The following is a 1,882-nucleotide window of genomic DNA, read 5'->3' as shown; positions in this document are numbered from 1 at the left end:
AAGAACCGTATCCCGACGTCAGAGCACCAGGTGGCCGTCGCCGACGCCCACCCAGGTCGTCGAGGTGAGCTCGGTGAGGCCCATCGGCCCGCGAGCGTGCAGCTTCTGCGTGGAGATGCCGATCTCGGCACCGAAACCGAACCGTTCACCGTCGGTGAAGCGGGTTGAAGCGTTGACCATGACCGCGGCGCTGTCACAGGTCGCGATGAACCGGCGGGACGCATCCAGCGACCGGGTGACGATCGCCTCGGTGTGCCCGCTGCCCCACTGCCGGATGTGGGCCACGGCGTCGTCCAGGGAGTCCACCACCCGGACGGCCATGTCCAGCGACAGATACTCGGTGGCCCAGTCCTGCTCCGTCGCGGGCAGCACCGCGGGGTCATGGGAGCGGACCGTGTCGTCGCCGTGGACCGTCACCCCGGCCTGGCGCAGCGCCACGAGCACCCGGGGCAGGAAGACTTCGGCGACGCCGGCGTGCACCAGCAGCGTCTCGGCCGCGTTACACACCGACACCCGCTGGGTCTTCGCGTTGAGAACGATCGCCAACGCCATGTCGAGATCTGCGTCGACGTCGACGTATACATGGCAGTTGCCGACCCCGGTCTCGATCACCGGAACGGTGGACTCCGCCACCACGGCACGGATCAGACCGGCCCCACCCCGCGGGATCAACACGTCCACCAGACCACGCAGGCGCATGAGGTGTTTGACGGACTCGTGGTCGGCACCGGGCACGAGCGCAACCGCGTCGGCGGGCAGCCCGACCCCGGCCGCGGCATCCCGCAGCACCCCGACCAGCGCCGCATTGGTGCGTGCGGCCGAAGCGCTGCCGCGTAGCAACACGGCGTTGCCGCTCTTGAGACACAGCCCGGCCGCGTCCACCGTCACGTTCGGACGCGCCTCGTAGATGATCCCGATCACGCCGAGAGGCACCCTGACCTGGCGCAGCTCCATCCCGTTGGGCAGCAACCGACCACGAACCACCGTGCCGACCGGGTCGTCGAGGGCCGCGACCTTACGCAGACCGTCGGCAATGGCGACAAGGCGGTCCGCGCTGAGGGTCAGCCGGTCAACCATGGCCTCGCCGGTGCCTGCGCCGCGGGCGGTGGCGACATCCCCGGCGTTGGCATGGAGAATCTGTTCGCTGCCGGCAATCAGGGCGTCCGCCATCGCGTACAATGCGCGGTCCTTGTCCGCGCGGGACAACGGCGCGAGGACGGCCGCGGCCGCACGGGCCCGGACCGCGGTCTCGCGGACATCCTCCGCAAGGGTGTTCATGACCAGTTCCTCCCGACCCGGCGGCCGGCACGCGGCACGCGGCTACGAGATTACCGGCCTTGCGCGGTGCAGCGCGTTCGGCGCGGCGCTGCGGACCCCGGGCTCCAAGGCGGGACGGCAACCATCCACCCGGGACCCGCGTGTGGAACTGTCGGAGGCTCGCCCTACCGTGCATGGCATGCTCGTGCTGCACACATCCGACTGGCATCTTGGCCGGGCCCTGCACCGGTTCGACCTGTCAGCGGCCCAGGCCGCGTTCGTCGACCACCTCGTCGAGGTCGTCCGGGCCGAGCAGGTCGATCTCGTCCTCGTCAGCGGGGACGTGCACGACCGGGCCATCCCGCCAGTCGCGGCCATGCGGCTGTTCGACGAGGCGCTCTCGCGGATACGCGACGCCGGCGCGCAGATTGTGGTGATCAGCGGTAATCATGACGCCCCCGCGCGCCTTGGTGACAAGGCGGGGCTGCTCGATCCTCGGGTCCGCATCCGCACGGAGGTGGCCGGCATCGCCGACCCCGTAACCGTCGAGGACTCCCACGGCCCGGTCCACGTCTATGCCCTTCCCTACCTTGAACCGGCTGCGGTCGCCACGACCCTGACGGAT

General features: G+C 70.1%; 2 protein-coding genes. One reads left to right on the top strand and one right to left on the bottom strand.

Going from position 1 to position 1,882, the window contains the following annotated elements; genetic code table 11:
* Positions 1–18: 18 nt before the first annotated feature.
* Positions 19–1,278, bottom strand: coding sequence for a glutamate-5-semialdehyde dehydrogenase (locus U9980_RS12045; protein ID WP_322767983.1), 1,260 nt, complete (start codon positions 1,276–1,278; stop codon positions 19–21).
* A 178-nt stretch (positions 1,279–1,456) separates the two neighbouring features.
* On the opposite strand from U9980_RS12045, the gene U9980_RS12040 reads away from it, so the two are divergent.
* Positions 1,457–1,882 (top strand): exonuclease subunit SbcD (locus U9980_RS12040; protein WP_322767991.1); only part of this gene is annotated, 426 nt, incomplete at its 3' end.

The organism is Protofrankia sp. Cr1 (assembly GCF_963555865.1).
GTDB lineage: Bacteria > Actinomycetota > Actinomycetes > Frankiales > Frankiaceae > Protofrankia.
Note: the sequence above shows the minus strand (reverse complement) of the source record. Positions and strands in the feature narration are given on the sequence as shown.

What these genes read in the sequence shown, in the direction of transcription:
- U9980_RS12045 (WP_322767983.1), bottom strand. Translation starts at nt 1,278, where the DNA reads ATGAACACCCTTGCGGAGGATGTCCGCGAGACCGCGGTCCGGGCCCGT.